The sequence below is a fragment of the Xanthobacter sp. DMC47 genome, assembly GCF_056313845.1.
On sequence record NZ_JBQUZM010000001.1, the window covers coordinates 524,974 to 539,265 of the forward strand.

Sequence of the window (14,292 nt, forward strand, 5' to 3'; positions counted from 1 at the left end):
TCCCTTTCATTCCGGATGCTGTGAGGAGGCGCGCGCCGCCTTCACCACCTCGGCGGCTGTCGGGGGATTGGCCGGGTGCCAGCTCAGACAGAGGGCGGTCTCGATCTTGACCGGCCGGCGCACGCCTTCCGTGGAGAAGTAGAAGACGCCACGCCCCAGCCGGGCCAGATCATCGGCCGCACCACCCTTGGCGGCCATGAGATCGCGCGTCGCCTCGATGGTCGCAGGCGAACTCATGCGGCCGTACATATGGGTGGTGCAGTTGGAAACGATGCCGCTGTCGATGCCCCGCGGCAGCTGGGTCGCGAACACCATGCCGAGCCCATACTTGCGCGCCTGCGCCGCCAGCGAGCGGGTGCTGGCCTTGCAGGCCGTATTGGCCAGGGATGGCGCAAAGTTCTGTGCCTCGTCCAGCACGTAGAGCCGCCCGGAGGGGCTCGGATTCTGCCTTACCCATGTGAAGAGCGTCATCTGCAGCTGGTTGACGAACGCCTGCTTCGCTTCGTCGGTGGCAAGGCCGGCGAGGTTGATGACGGAGATACGCGGCCGCCCCGGATCGCGCCCGTGAAATAGGCGCCGGGGATCCAGCTTCGGCCCACTCGACTGGAGCAACGGATTGGTGGCGATGGCCGCGCGCAACTGGTCGGCCATGTCGCGGGCGAGCTTTTCGGCATTGCCGATCTCGCTCAACCCCTCTGGAAGTTCGGACAGTAGGGCAACGAAGTCCTTCAACTCTCGTCCGCCGCCCAAGGCAAAGTGGCGCAGAGCGTCGGCGAGAACCCCCTGCTTCAGGTTTGCCTTCTGGCCGCCGCCGCCGAGGTAGGGGGTGAGCGTGGCGCGCGCCATTTCCACCGCCTGGCTACGCTCGTCCTCGCTCTCGGCGTCGCGGCCGCTGCCGATGGCGGCGAAGTCCGGCAGGAGGGCGAGGGAGAGCGGATTGCCGCTGGAGACCCCGGGGGTCCAGACCACCACCTCCACGCCAGCGCGGTACGCCTCGGCCTTCACCACGTCCTCGGAAGAGAAGGATTCCGGCACCTGGGGCCACGCCTCGCCGAGGCGGGCGAGGTCGTTGTTGATGTCGAGCACGATGGCGGGAATGCCGAGGAGCGCCGCCTCCTCCACCAGACGCCGCAGCAGGACCGTCTTTCCGGAGCCGGAGCCCGCGAAAATCGCCACATGCCGGGGCAAGAGAGAAGCTGCGAGTTCCACCGTTTCTCCCCCGCCTTGCGGAGCAGCCCGGCGGCCGACCACGATATGCCTCGCCGCGACATAGGGCGACGCAGGTGGTTCCGCAGCAGGACGCGCCGGACGGGGATCGACGTCGGGCGCGGCGTCCTTGCCGGACGGGATGCCGACAGGCGTTCCGGCCGGGGGCGGTTCGGGCGCAGCGCCGAGAAAGGCGGGTGGCGCGAGGCCAGCGGCCTTGAACAGAGGCGCGTCGTACAGCGGCTTGCTCTGCTTCAGCCAGGCAGCGAAGTCTGGACGGCCAGAGAGCGAGCGCAGGGCAAGGAAGGCCCGCAGGTCGTCCTCGCCGGGTGCGATGAAGCGGCCGCCCGCCTTTTGGAACTCCTCGGTCAGCTGCCGCGACTTCGGCCCTTGCGGGGGTTCAGTCGACCGCAGCAGCACAAGGTGCCGCCCCTTCAGCTTCGAGCCGATTCCCGAAGCCGTCATGGCCGCCTTGATGCGGGATTGATAGGCGAGGTGGTTGGGATGGGGCAGCAAACGGAAACAATAATGCTGCTCAAGATCGCCCTGGGCGCGGAAGGTGAAGGACAGCCGGCCGTGGAGCGGCGGCGTCTTCTGGTTCGGGTAGAATTGGACCCCCGCATCCACGTTCTCCGGCAGATCGAGCTGTTGCTCGAAAAGGCCCAGCGCGTACGCGAAGAGGTCGCGCATCTCGTCCTCCCGATCGGGATCGAGAAGGCCGGACACGTCCGCCTCTGCGCGGGCCTGGACATAGGCGGCCTCGAGACCGGAGATCGGGGGGACGATGGCCGGCGGCTGCCCCCCACGCGTGAACGTGGACAATTCCTCGACGTCGCCATCGGCGACGCATGCCAGGCGATGGGCCTCGCAGCGCCGGAGCAGTTCGCGCGGCGAGAGACCGACCGCCTCGGCGAAAGCCTCGGGCCGGAATGGCCAGGTGGGATAAGGTGGGGTGAAATTGCGCGGGCCATAGGCAGCGGCGAGACGCGCACCGACCAGCGCAGAAGCACGTTCGGAATCGGGCAAGGCCTGCAAAGACGTCGGCGGACGGAAGCGGGCATCCACAGGCACGCTCGAGGTTTGCTCGATCACCTGCCATGTGGCCTCAAGACACGACAGGACGACCACCGCCCGATATTTCACCTCGTGGAGGTCCATCAGGCCCTGCGCCAGCGCCTCCAGGATCGATCGCGCCTCTGCCTTCTCCCCATCCGACAGGTTTTCCGCCGCCTTTGAACTGGCGTTCGCGGCACTGACGATGGCGTCGATCTGGTCCACCGCAATCAGTGTCGGCCCGACAAGGCTCATGAGCCAGCACAGGCCTTTTACGACGGAAAGGGGTGAGTTCTGGCCGACGAAGCCGAACTGGCCCGCGTCCTGCGCCGTCGAGGGCATGCCCTGCAGCCACGCATGCGCGATGCTCTGCTGATCGAGGTCGCTGGATGTCAGGAGAATGAGGGCGGTCAGCACGTAGCGATGTTCGAGCGTGCCCTGCCGGTCATACCGGGCGAGGGAGTTGAGGAACAGAGCCGATATGTCGTTCATGGCCTTGCGCGGGTCGTCATCGTGACGGCGCGCGATGGTGCCGACCTGCCCGGCGATGCCCAATTTGTCCGCCAGCTTCAGGATCAGCAGATCGTGCTGGGTCATGCCTTCCGCGCGCAGGGCCAGAAGCGAGTTCAGGAATCCGAGCGCTATGGAGGACCAGAAATCCTTCACTCCCACGAGGTCGAGCAGAACGAACCAGCCATCGCGCTCCCAGACCCCGGCCCGCAGCCGGCCGACCAGATGGGTCTTGCCATAGCCAGCCGGCCCCACGATGACTCGGCCGAGCGGCTCCGGCTCGGGCTTTTCCTCCGCCGTCCGCGCCTCGAAATAGGACAGGATGTCGTCGATGCAGCCTTCATGCAGCGCCGTGACCTGGTGAGGCGGATCGCGCCAGACGCTGCGCAACTGCCGGGTCCAGTCGAAGCTTGCGGCGCGGAAAGCCGCCAATCCCGGGGCGCCGGGCTTCTCGCTCGCTTGCGTCATCGCTCGATCCACAGGATGTGGCGGGGCTCGCCGGCGATCTCGATCGCCGCAGCGCGATCCGCCTCGGTGATCTCGGCGCGATTGTCGATGCGGTAGAGGCGGGCGACGCCCTCCGTCTGCATCGCCTTCAACGCGGCGTCGAGGACCGTTTCGGGCACGTCGGCGAGGTGGGGCCGCAGATTCTTCAGGAGCGCCCGCGTGTTGAGGCGGCCGCCCGTCACCGCGAGATAGGCAGTGCGGATGCGCGCAGGAAGGTTCGACGGCTCGTCCCCTCCCACTTCGCCAAGTCCGCTCCCGATGGCCGGACCGGACGTGGGCAGCGGGCCGCCTTGAGGGCCGAGCAGGTCCGCGAGCGCAATCTCCCGCGCGGCCATGTAGGCGGAAAGGCGCTCCAGCACCGCGCGCAGCACCGCCGAGGCGCCTTCCGCGTCCTCCGGCAGCAGGGCGTGGAGGGCGGCGCCGCCGGCATCCCAGCCCTTGTCCGTGACCTCTATCACATTGGCCCGTCCCCGTTTCGTCGTGCGGATCCAGCCCTCGCGCTCCAGCGGACGGCGCACCGCGGGGTCTGGCACCGGGCGCAGATCCTTCTGCGCAGCAGCACCGTCCGGGTGGGCGAGCAGGGCCAGCAGGAGCAGCCCCTGGCGCTCTTTCAGCCGGCTTTCGGGGTATCGCGTTGGTTTGGTCATCGCCTTGGTTGCCACCTATCTCTCCCCAAGCAAGACCTGCCGGCGGTGCCGGACCAGGTCGCGAATCTTTTCCAGCGCCAGCCAGCAGTCCTGGGCGATCTCGTCGTTGGCGAGACGCAGCACGGCGTAGCCGGAAAGGGTCAGCTCGAAATCGCGATGGCGGTCGCGCTGGAAGGCCGTGCGGGTGCCGTGGTCGGCATAGCCGTCCAGTTCCACCACCAGCCGCCCCTCGGCCCACAGGAGGTCGACCCTCGGGCGGGACCCCCGCACGGTTTCAACGGGAAGGTTGAAGCCGAACAGCGGGGCCAGCTCCGCATCCGCCTCGATGAGCTGGGCGAGACGCTGTTCCAGCGCGCTCAAGGGGTGGGGACGCCCGCGCCACGGGATCAGCCACGTCCCCTCCGGCTCCGCCCTAACCTTATGTCCGTTCACGTGATTTTCCGGCGGGGCGATGTCCGCTTCGTCGGCAAGGCGCCAGGCCCCGTGGCGGATACGGTCGAAAGGCGAGAGCTCGGCGGGCGGCTCGGGAAACAGCGCCACCACCGCCCCCTGGAGATGGTGTGCGATCCATTCGAGCCCTGCGACGAAGGCCTCCTCCCTTGCGGCGGGAAGGGGTTGCGGCACCTCCACGACCAGCACCAGACCACCCGGTCCGATCACCCGGGACAATTGGTCGAGCTGCGTCCCGGCGGGTGTCCGGGGCACCTTTGGCGGCCGGTTTTCCAGCGCCAGCAAGGCTCCGGCCTCGATCCAGGCGGACAGGACGCCGGGGTGGCCGGCTGCGGTGCGGCGCGCGGCCGCCGTGACGGCCATGCGGGCGAGCGTGTCCGCCCCCTGGGCGGGGAAGCGCACGTCATCATACCAGACGGGCCACATGCGGAGGGCAATGTCGGCCAATCGGGTGAGGAGATGTTCGGCCACCGCCTCGGCGGTGTCGGCCGAAGGGAGGGGGAGAAAGAGCAGCCGCGGCGCGCCGGACGGAAGCTACATCTCATTGAAAAGATGGCATAATTCCAAAAGCGCGACGCCATCCACGCAGACGATGCCGCCCTGCGGTTCCCCGAGGAGGACAGCCGCGAGGGCCGGCGCCGACAGGCGATCGCGTGCGACTTTGTCCCCCAAAAGGTTGCTCCCCAGCCTTGAGACGACCAGAACGCGCAACGGATCGATACCGGGGACATGACGTAGGTGCAACCGCGCTTTTGCCGCATCCGGCGTCCGACTGACTCGCCCCTGAACAGTGCGGGTCGGGTGCCTTTCACCAGGGGAATCGGTATGGTTCGGCGGGGTTTCGGCGGCGAGTCAGTCGAAGGTTCGGCATCTTCCGACCGAACCCGCCACGGAACGGATGAAGAGCCGCAAAAATGAACGCCTGGGTTGCAGCCGCAGTTGCAGTGGTGACGATGGCCCTGGCCATGGGGATCGGCATGGCCATCGGCAGCCGGCTTTCTGACTCCCGCTACGAGGACGGGTCGGTCAAGAACTTGCGCACCAGCGTCGCCATCATCGCGACCATGTCTTCGCTGTTGCTTGGCCTCATGGTGAATTCGGCTCGCTACAACTTCAGCGATGCCTATTCCGACGTGCAGAAATACGCGGCCGTTCTTCAGATCACCGATCTCAACCTGCTCAGCTTCGGCGCGCCCGCCTGCCCGCTCCGGGGCAACCTTCAGGCCTATGCCCGCCAGCTCGTGGCGGAGACGTGGACGGCCGGCGAAGAGGAAGCCTCGTCCGGCGCCGCGCAGGTGTCGGCGCTCACCGCGCTCCTCGGCTTCGATGCCGGGGTGCGTAACCTCAAGGCCGGGACTGCCGACCAGCAGGACGTACGGGGCACGCTCCTCGGCCTGTCGCGGCAGTTGGTGGAGTATCGCTGGAAGGTCACGGGCGTCGCCCGCACCGCAACCCCCGTCACCTTCATCTTCGTGGTGATCTGCTGGTTCGCGCTGATCTTTCTCTATTCCGGCGTCTTCGCGCCACGGAACGCGCTGGTCCTCGTCGGCCACGGGCTGGGCATGGTCGGCATCGCTGCAGCCATCTTCCTGGTCATGGAAATGGGGCAGCCCTTCACCGGGCCGATCAAGGTCTCCCCCGCCCCGGTGGAGCGGCTGCTGGCGCGCATGCAGGCGGAGCCCTGCCCCACGGTGGCGCCGCAGGGCTGAAACGGCGACGGCCGGAGCGCAAGACGCGACCCGGCCGCCGTAAACCCTTGAAAATGCGAGATCAGTTCAGGCGCGGCTGCTGCGAGGTGCCCTTGTACCAGTCGAACGCCTTGCCCTCGGTGGAGAGCATCACCGACTTCACATCGAAATGGTCGTTGAAGCTCTCGATGCCGAACTCGCGACCGATGCCGCTGTCGTCCACGCCGCCCCACGGCGACGCCGGGTCGAGGCGGTGGTGATCGTTGATCCAGACGATGCCGGCCTTCACCTTCGCCGCCACGCGATGGGCGCGGTGCACGTCGCGGGTGCGGATGGCGGCGGCGAGCCCGAAGGGGCTGTCGTTGGCGATGGCGAGGGCCTCTTCCTCCGTCTCGAAGGGGATCACCACCGTGAAGGGGCCGAACACCTCCTCGCGGGCGATGCGCATATGGGGCGCCACGTCCGCAAACACGGTGGGCTCCACGAAGAAGCCGTTCTCGTGCCCCGGCACGATGCGCCGCTGGCCGCCAGCCACGAGGCGCGCGCCATCGTCATGGCCCGCCTGCACGAAGGAGAGCACGCGGTCGAGCTGGCGCTGGGAGACCACCGGTCCAAGCTGGGTCTCGGGATCGCACGGATCGCCGATGCGGATGGCCTTGGTCTTGGCGGCCAGGCGCTCCACGAACTCGTCATAGATGGTCTTCTGCACGATGTGCCGGGCGGCGCAGACGCAGGTCTGGCCAGCGCCCACGAAGGCGCCGAAGGCGGCATAGTTCACCGCCTGTTCCACATCGTAATCGTCGAACACCATCACCGGCGTCTTGCCGCCGAGTTCGAGCGTCTGGTGGGCGAAGACCTTCGCCGCCGCGGAGCCCGCGATGCGCCCGGCCTCGGTGCCACCGGTGAGCACCAGCTTGTTGATGTCGTGATGCTCGGCGAGGAAGCGGCCGGAATTGGCGCCGATGCCGTTCACTACATTGAACACGCCGGGCGGCAGGCCGTTGTCGCTCATCAGCTTGGCGAGGCGCAGCGTGGTGAGGGGCGTGTATTCCGAGGGCTTCACCACCGTGGTGCAGCCGGAGGCGAGCACCGCCGCCAGGGACTTGCACAGGATCATCAGCGGGTGGTTGAAGGGCGTGCAATTGGCCACCACGCCGATGGGCGTGCGGCGGGTGTAGTTGAGATAATTGCCTTCCACCGGGATCACGTCGTCGCGGCGGGCGAGGGCGAGGCCGCCGAAATAGCGCAGGAAGTCCGGCAGGCGGCCGAGCTGGGCGCGGGTCTCGTTCACCGGCCGGCCGTTGTTCTGGGTTTCGAGCTGGTACAGCTCCGGCAGCGCCGCCTCGAACGCATCGGCGATGCGGTTGATGAGCTTCACCCGCTCGCGGATGGCCATGCCGCCCCAGGCATCGCCGTTGAAGGCGGCGCGGGCGCTCTTCACTGCCGCATCCACGTCCTCGCGGGTGCTGTCGGGAATGGTGGCGATGACGGCGCCGGTGGCGGGGTTCTTCACCTCCACCGTGCCGCCGCCGATGCTCTCCACCTCGCGGCCATCGATGAAATTGCCGCGCGCCGCGATGGCGATCTCGGCTTTGGCGTTCATGGCGTTTCTCCGAGTTTTCTCAAAGGACGACAGCGTGGCGCGACAAAGCCGCGACCACCCGCTTTTCGGCATCGGCGATATGGTCCCGCAGCAGGCGGGCGGCCTTGCGGCCGTCGCGGGATTGCAGCGCCTCGATGATGGCGACGTGTTCGGCAATGAGCCGGTCGGGGTCGCGCCCCTGCATGGTGCCGATGCTGACCAGCACCAGCCGGTCCGCCTGCGCGACGAGATCCACCACCTCTTCCCGCATGCGGCGATGGGGCGAGCACATGGCCACCGCGACATGGAAGGCACGGTTGTAGCGGATGAAATCCGACTTCGACGCATCGAAGGTGCGGAACACGTCGAGAGCGGCCAGCACCTCGTCCGTCGCGTGGCGGGCGGCATCGGCCGCGCAGGCCGGCTCCATCACCTCGCGAAAGCGGAAGATGTCCCGCGCGTCGGCAAGCGACACCGGATTCACCCGGTAGCCCTGGCGCGGCAGCACGGTGATGAGGCGCTCCTGCTCCAGCCGCAGCAGGGCCTCGCGCACGGGCTGCTTGCTCACCTCGAAGCGGCCGGCCAGCTCCTGCTCGCGCAGCTCCTCGCCGGGCTGGAGGCGGCAGCCGAGAATCTCCTCCTTGAGCCGCGCATAGACCGCGTCCCGCAGCAGGCCGGAGCCGCCGATGGCCTTATCAGAGGCGATGTCCTGATCCATCAACATATTTCATGCCCTGAAATTCTGGCCGCATCTTGGAGGAGTGATAACGACAGAACAACGGAAAAATGGCCCTTGACGGCGGAATTTGGTTCTGTCTGAAATATCACGACAAAAAATTTTGCCGTCAAGAGCATCTCAGGGAGAGCAAAAATGCCCACACTCACCAAGCGCACCGCGGCCTGTTCGTGGCTCGCCGCGACGGCGCTGTCTGCGCTGATGGCCGTGCCCGCAGCGGCGCAGCAGCCGCCCATCAAGGTCGGCTTCATGACGGTGCGCTCCGGCGCGCTGGCGGCCGGTGGCAAGCAGATGGAGCAGGGCATGGAATATTGCCTTGCCGAGCGGAACGGCATGATGGGCGGCCGCAAGGTGGAGCTCATCACCGTGGACACCGCCGGCCAGCCGGCCACCACCAAGACCCGCGCGCAGGAGCTGGTGGAGCGCGAGCGCGTCAACGCCATCATCGGCCCGCTCGCCGCCTTCGAGGCGCTGGCCATCGACGACTATATCCGGCAGGTGGGCGTGCCCGTGATCTCGCCCTCGGCGGCGGCAGAAGACCTCACCCAGCGCAAGCAGAACCCATGGTTCGTGCGCGCCGTGGGCACCTCTGCCCAGGCCAACCACGCGCTGGGTGAATATGCCGCCAAGGACCTGAAGCTGAAGCGCGTCGTCACCATCGGCGACGACTTCGCCTTCGGCCACGAGGCCACCGCCGGCTTCCAGCGCGCCTTCGAGGACAATGGCGGTCAGGTGGTGCAGAAGCTGTGGCCGCCGCTGAACGTCGCCGATTACGGCAGCTACATCAGCCAGATCCGCACCGACGTGGATGCCGTCTACGCCGCCTTCGCCGGCGGCAACGGCCTGCGCTTCCTCCAGCAGTACGCCGAGTACGGCGCGCCGGTGAAGGTGATCGCGCAGATGACCACGGTGGACGAGGGCATCCTCAAGTCCATGGGCAAGGAAGCCGTCGGCGTCATCTCCTCCGGCTGGTACACGGCGACCCAGGACGTGCCGGGCAACAAGGAATTCGCCGCCGGCATCCGCGCCAAATACGGCGCCGACCCCGGCTACTACACTGCCGGCGCCTACGCGGCCTGCGCCTTCCTCGATGCGGCCGTAAAGGCCGTGGACGGCAAGGTGGAGGACAAGCAGGCGCTCATGAAGGCGCTCCGCTCCGTGAAGCTGGAGAAGGGCCCGTATGGCGAGGTCACCCTCGACGAATACGGCAACCCCATCATGAACGTCACCATCCGCAAGACCGAGGAGAAGGACGGGCGGCTGCAGAACGTGGTCATCAAGACCTATCCGAAGGTGACGCAGTTCTGGATCTACGATCCCAAGGCCTTCCTCGCCGAGCCGGTCTACAGCCGCGACTACCCGCCGGCCAAAAACCTCGGGAAGTGACGACCAAATAAGGCGTCATGCCCCGGCTTGTCCGGGGCATCCACCCTGCCGCTCGTAGGGTGCATGAAGCCGATAGCCAGCCCGGCCAAACCGTGGATCCCCCGGACGAGCCGGGGGATGACGGGCGGAGAGGCGTCCGCCTAGCCGATTTTCCGCACCTTATCCGAGGACCAATCATGACCTTCTGGGTCAGCCAAAGCCTCAATGCCCTCGCGCTCGGCGGGCTGCTGTTCATGCTGGCGTCGGGCTTCAGCCTCATCTTCGGGCTGATGCGGGTGGCGAACCTCGCCCACGGCGCGCTGTTCATGCTGGGCGCCTATCTGGGCCTTGCCGCCGTGAAGGCCGGCTTCGGCTTCTGGGCGGCGGCGGCATCGGCTGCGGTGGCCGTGGGGCTGCTCGGCGGCATCCTCGAGCGCACGCTGCTGCGGCGGCTTGCCGGGCGCACGCTGCCGCAGGTGCTGCTGACGCTGGGCCTCGCCTTCATCATCGCCGACGCCTGCCTGATGATGTGGGGCGGCGACCCCATGCGCCTGCCGCCGCCGCCGGAACTCTCCGGCGCGGTGCGGGTCGGCGATGCGGTGTTCCCGCGCTACCGGCTGTTCGTCATCGGCGCCTCGGCAGCCGTGGCGCTGGGGCTTTGGCTGCTGGTGGAGCGCACCCGCGCCGGCGCCATGATCCGCGCGGCGGTGGATGACGTGGGCATGGCCCGCGCCATCGGCGTCTCCGCCTCCACCCTGTTCACCGCAGTCTTCTGCCTCGGCACCGCTTTGGCGGGGCTCGGGGGCGTCATCGGCGGCCCCATCCTCTCGGTCTATCCCAGCCTCGACCAGGACATGCTGCCGCTGGCGCTCCTCGTCGTGATCCTCGGCGGCGCCGGGAGCCTCGTCGGGGCGTTCGTCGGCGCCTACGCCATCGGCTTCATCTACACGTTCGGACAGGTGCTCGTGCCCGACCTCGCCTATGTGATCCTCTTCCTGCCCATGATCCTGGTGCTCTCCGTGGCGCCGCAGGGCCTGTTCGGCCGGAGGCTCGGATGAGCGCGCGCGCCCTCCCCTTCGCGGTGGCGCTGGCCGCCATGGCCATGGTGCCGCTGTTCTCCTCCTCGCCCTTCTACGTGAACCTCACCAGCCAGGTGGCCATCGCCGCCATCGGCGCGCTGGGGCTCAACGTGCTGGTGGGCCATGCCGGGCTGAACTCGCTCGGCTTCGCGGTCTTCCCCGGCCTTACCGCTTATCTGGTGGCGTGGCTCTCCAGCGTGGGCGGCATCGATCCGGTGGCGGCGGCGCTGCTGGCGCTGGGCGGGACGCTTGCGGTGTCCGCGCTGTTCGCTCTCGTCGCGCTGCGCACCACCGGCCTCGGCTTCGTGATGATCACCATGGCGCTCTGCCAGATCGTCTGGGGCGCGGCCTATCGCTGGACCTCGGTGACCGGCGGCGACAACGGCCTCTCCGGCGTGCCGCGCCCCGGCGGCGCGTGGCTGCCGCTGGAGAAGCCGGAATATTTCCTGTGGCTCTGCCTCGCCGTGCTGGCGCTGGCGCTGATCCAGCTCGGCCGCTTCTTCGACAGCCCGCTCGGCGTCGCCCTGCGTGGCACGCGGGACCAGCCGCGCCGCATGGGGGCGGTGGGCTATGACGTGTGGCGCATCCGCTTCGTCGCCTGGATGCTCGCCGCCGCCTGGGGCGCCGCCGCCGGCCTGCTCTATGCCTGGTACCACCAGTTCGTCAGCCCCCACATGATGGCGGTGACCGCCTCCGCCGAAGTGCTGCTGATGGTGGTGGCGGGCGGCGCCGGCACCCTCGCCGGCCCGCTCATCGGCGCGGCGCTGGTGGTGCTGCTCAAGAACCTCGCCTCCATCTGGATCGACCGCTGGGTGATGCTGCTCGGCTTCACCTTCGTCGTCATCGTCCTCGTGATGCCGGACGGCATCGTGCCCGGTTTCAACCGCCTCACCGCGTGGCTGAAGCGGCACAAACCCGCCCCCGCCCCGAAACTCGTGCCGAGGGAGCGCGCCGATGGCTGAGCCGGCCCTTCGCATCGACGGCCTGACCAAGCAGTTCGGCGGCCTGCCGGCCGTCGCCGATGTCAGCCTCGACATCATGCCCGGCGAGCGGCATCTGCTGCTCGGCCCCAACGGCGCGGGCAAGACCACGCTGTTCAACCTGATCTGCGGCGATCTCACGCCCACCGGCGGCTCCATCCGCCTGTTCGGATCGGAGCTGGTGGGACTGCCGCCGCGCAAGCGCACCGGCTTCGGCCTCGCCCGCACCTACCAGATCCTCACGCTGTTCCCGCACGAGACCATCTGCCGGAACGTGATGCTGGCGCTCAACGGCCTCCGCCGCGAGAAGTGGCGCGCCTGGGCCCCCTTCAACGCGGACGCGTCGCTCAGGGCGGAAGCCCTCGCCATCCTCGACCGGGTGAAGCTCGCCGACCTCGCCGACCGGCCCGTGTCCCAGACCGCCTATGGCGACCGGCGGCGGCTGGAGATCGCCATGGCGCTGGCCCTCGCCCCGCGCGTGCTGCTGCTGGACGAGCCCCTCGCCGGCCTCTCCCGCGACGAACGGGTGATGGTGCAGGACCTCCTCGCCAATTTGCCGGAGGAGATGACCGTGGTGCTCATCGAGCACGACATGGATGTCGCCCTCGCCTTCGCCGAGCGCATCACCCTGCTCCACCACGGCCGGGTGGTCACCACCGGATCGCGCGCCGACATCGCCGCCGATCCCCGCACACGGGAGGTGTATCTCGGTGCCTGAAGCCCTCACCCTGTCCAATCTCCACGTCTATCACGGCGAGATCTGCGCCGTGCGCGGGCTGGACATCGCCTGCGCGGAAGGCGCGGTCACCGCCCTGCTCGGCCGCAACGGCGCGGGCAAGTCCACGACCCTCTCCGCCATCGCCGGGCTGCTCGATGCCCGGCAGGGCCGCATCGATCTGTTCGGCACGTCGCTGGAGAACCGCAAGCCGGAGGCCATCTGCCGGCTGGGCGTCGGGCTGGTGCCGCAGGGGCGGCGCATCTTCCCGTCCCTCACCGTGCAGGAACACCTCACCATCGCCTACCGGCCGCCGCGCCACAAGGCGGCGCGGGTGTTCGACATCGCCTCGGTGGAGACGCTGTTTCCGCGCCTGAAGGAGCGGCGCCGGCAGCTCGCGGGCTCCATGTCCGGCGGCGAGCAGCAGATGCTGGCCATCGCCCGCGCGCTCGTCACCAATCCCCGCGTGCTGCTGCTGGACGAGCCGGCGGAAGGCCTTGCCCCGCAGATCGTCGCCGAGGTTGCGGATGCCATCGCCGCGCTGAAGCAGGCGGGGCTCTCCATCCTGCTCGTGGAGCACAATCTGCCGCTGGCGCTGCGGCTCGCCGACACCTGCGTCGTCCTGTCTTCGGGAGAGGTGGTCTGGCGCGGACCGCCACAGGTTCTCGCCGACGACCCCGCCCTCATGGCCCAACATCTGGGAGTGCACTGATGCTCACCGCCAATACAAGCGCCGCCGGCCTCTCCGCGCACATCACCGGCACCGGTCCCAGCATCGTCTTCCTGCACTCGCTCCTGTCCGATCGCGGCAGCCTGGAACCCATGGTGCCGCTGCTGTCCGACCGCTTCCGGCTGGTGCTGCTGGATCTGCCGGGCTTCGGCGGCTCGCCGCGTGTGGAAGGCGGGCTTGAGGGGCAGGCGGATGCGGTGGCGGCGGCGGTGGCGGAGGCCTGCCCCGGCGAGACGCCCATCCTGTTCGGCAACGGCTACGGCTCGTTCCTCGCCCTCGCCACGGCGCTGCGCCATCCGCACCTGTCGAGCGGCCTGTTTCTGGCCGGCTGCGGCGCGCGCTTCACCGAGGAGGGGCGCGGCGCCTTCCGCTTCATGGCCGCGAAGGCCGGTGCGGAGGGGCTGGAATCCATCGCCCAGACGGCCATGCTGCGCCTGTTCCCCGCCGCCATGGCGGCACGGGTGCCGGAGACGCTGGCGGAGCGGCGCGCCGCTTTCGTCGCCACCGATCCGGAGGCGTTCGGCGAAGCCTGCGGCCTTCTCGCGACCCTCGACCTGAGGGACGCCGCGCGCGATCTCGCCGTGCCGGTGTTCGCCTGCGCCGGCACCTTCGATGCGGCGACGCCGACGGCCATGGCGCGCGAACTCGCCGACCTCGTGCCCAACGGCACATTCCACGAGATCCACGATTGCGCGCATGTGCCGACCCTTCAGGCGCCGGCGGAGGTGGCGGTGCTGCTCACAGGGTTTGCCCGCGCATCGCACACGCCGCGCGCGGAATCTGCCGCAGCGCGGGCGGGCTGACGCCGCGCGGACTCGCGTCGCCGGCCGGCGTCAGGCGACGGTCGGAACGTCCATGGCGAGGGCCACCAGCGTGAAGCCGAGCGCGAGCAGGAAGTTCAAGCCGCCGCTGCCGCCGAACACTAGGGTGACACCCACGCTCATCAGCGCGGCGACAAGGGTGAGGATGATGCCGAAGGCGATGCCCTTCATGGGTCTGGTCCAGAAACACGATCGGGCCAATATGCCCGCTTGATCGTGATGC

Annotated in this window: 12 protein-coding genes and 1 pseudogene; 7 read left to right on the forward strand and 6 right to left on the reverse strand. The window is 68.5% G+C overall.

What is annotated here, in order from left to right; all coding sequences use genetic code 11:
- Positions 1-6: 6 nt before the first annotated feature.
- From ACT54R_RS02505 to ACT54R_RS02515, 3 genes are read right to left on the reverse strand one after another with little or no spacing between them, the layout of a single operon-like run.
- Entirely contained in the window at positions 7-3,237 is a 3,231-nt protein-coding gene (locus tag ACT54R_RS02505; RefSeq protein WP_476323173.1) for a helicase HerA domain-containing protein, read from the reverse strand.
- Positions 3,234-3,938 carry a hypothetical protein gene (locus tag ACT54R_RS02510; protein WP_476323176.1) on the reverse strand — a complete coding sequence of 235 codons (705 nt, stop codon included), beginning with the start codon at positions 3,936-3,938 and terminating at the stop codon, positions 3,234-3,236. The genes ACT54R_RS02505 and ACT54R_RS02510 overlap by 4 nt, the downstream gene beginning before the upstream one ends.
- Complete coding sequence (locus ACT54R_RS02515) at positions 3,939-4,844, reverse strand: endonuclease domain-containing protein (RefSeq protein ID WP_476323179.1); 906 nt, start codon at positions 4,842-4,844, stop codon at positions 3,939-3,941.
- Positions 4,845-5,287: 443 nt separating this feature from the next.
- Between ACT54R_RS02515 and ACT54R_RS02520 the strand changes: the two genes are divergently transcribed.
- Positions 5,288-6,082 carry a bestrophin-like domain gene (locus tag ACT54R_RS02520; RefSeq protein ID WP_476323182.1) on the forward strand — a complete coding sequence of 265 codons (795 nt, stop codon included), beginning with the start codon at positions 5,288-5,290 and terminating at the stop codon, positions 6,080-6,082.
- 61 nt (positions 6,083-6,143) lie between these two features.
- On the opposite strand, the gene ACT54R_RS02525 is transcribed toward ACT54R_RS02520, so the two are convergent.
- Entirely contained in the window at positions 6,144-7,664 is a 1,521-nt protein-coding gene (locus tag ACT54R_RS02525) for an aldehyde dehydrogenase (protein WP_476323185.1), read from the reverse strand.
- 19 nt (positions 7,665-7,683) lie between these two features.
- The gene (locus ACT54R_RS02530; protein ID WP_168460761.1) at positions 7,684-8,361 is read right to left on the reverse strand and encodes a GntR family transcriptional regulator; all 678 of its coding nucleotides are present in this window, start codon (positions 8,359-8,361) and stop codon (positions 7,684-7,686) included.
- A 153-nt stretch (positions 8,362-8,514) separates the two neighbouring features.
- On the opposite strand from ACT54R_RS02530, the gene ACT54R_RS02535 reads away from it, so the two are divergent.
- The 6 genes and pseudogenes from ACT54R_RS02535 to ACT54R_RS02560 all read left to right on the forward strand — a co-directional run bounded on the left by ACT54R_RS02535 (position 8,515) and on the right by ACT54R_RS02560 (position 14,051).
- Complete coding sequence (locus ACT54R_RS02535) at positions 8,515-9,765, forward strand: ABC transporter substrate-binding protein (RefSeq protein WP_168460763.1); 1,251 nt, start codon at positions 8,515-8,517, stop codon at positions 9,763-9,765.
- Between the two features lie 176 nt (positions 9,766-9,941).
- A complete protein-coding gene (locus tag ACT54R_RS02540; protein WP_476323189.1) occupies positions 9,942-10,802 on the forward strand; it encodes a branched-chain amino acid ABC transporter permease in 861 nt (286 codons plus the stop codon).
- Positions 10,799-11,785 carry a branched-chain amino acid ABC transporter permease gene (locus ACT54R_RS02545; RefSeq protein ID WP_476323192.1) on the forward strand — a complete coding sequence of 329 codons (987 nt, stop codon included), beginning with the start codon at positions 10,799-10,801 and terminating at the stop codon, positions 11,783-11,785. Before ACT54R_RS02540 ends, ACT54R_RS02545 begins: the two co-directional genes overlap by 4 nt.
- 64 nt (positions 11,786-11,849) lie before the next feature.
- Positions 11,850-12,521: pseudogene (locus ACT54R_RS02550) on the forward strand (ABC transporter ATP-binding protein); the annotation flags it as partial.
- Complete coding sequence (locus ACT54R_RS02555) at positions 12,514-13,230, forward strand: ABC transporter ATP-binding protein (RefSeq protein WP_476323195.1); 717 nt, start codon at positions 12,514-12,516, stop codon at positions 13,228-13,230. The pseudogene ACT54R_RS02550 and the gene ACT54R_RS02555, both read left to right, overlap by 8 nt.
- Positions 13,230-14,051, forward strand: coding sequence for an alpha/beta fold hydrolase (locus ACT54R_RS02560; RefSeq protein ID WP_476323198.1), 822 nt, complete (start codon positions 13,230-13,232; stop codon positions 14,049-14,051). Before ACT54R_RS02555 ends, ACT54R_RS02560 begins: the two co-directional genes overlap by 1 nt.
- A gap of 30 nt (positions 14,052-14,081) precedes the next feature.
- Here the strand turns inward: ACT54R_RS02560 and ACT54R_RS02565 are convergent, their stop codons facing one another.
- On the reverse strand, positions 14,082-14,240 hold the full coding sequence (locus ACT54R_RS02565) for a hypothetical protein (RefSeq protein WP_168460773.1): 159 nt from the start codon (positions 14,238-14,240) through the stop codon (positions 14,082-14,084).
- Positions 14,241-14,292 lie beyond the last annotated feature (52 nt).